A 263-nucleotide genomic window follows, 5' to 3' on the forward strand; every position below is an offset into this window, starting at 1 on the left:
GCTGGCCATCGACGAATTCCCGGTCTTGTTCGTGGCTGCTGCCTGCGCAGAAGGGCGTACCGTGCTGCGTGGCGCCGAAGAGCTGCGCGTGAAGGAGTCCGATCGCATCCAGGTGATGGCCGATGGCCTCATCACCTTGGGCATCAAGTGTGAGCCGACCCCGGACGGCATCATCATCGACGGCGGCCAGTTGGGCGGCGGCGAAGTGCATGGGCATGGTGACCACCGCATTGCCATGGCCTTCAGTGTGGCCTCGCTGCGCG

General features: G+C 65.4%; 1 pseudogene. It reads left to right on the forward strand.

From position 1 onward, the window contains the following. Nucleotides 1–263, forward strand: a pseudogene (locus tag SB719_RS20805) (3-phosphoshikimate 1-carboxyvinyltransferase); the annotation flags it as partial.

Origin of the sequence: Pantoea sp. SIMBA_079 (assembly GCF_046940275.1) — a bacterium.
Classification (GTDB): Bacteria; Pseudomonadota; Gammaproteobacteria; order Enterobacterales; family Enterobacteriaceae; genus Pantoea; species Pantoea borealis.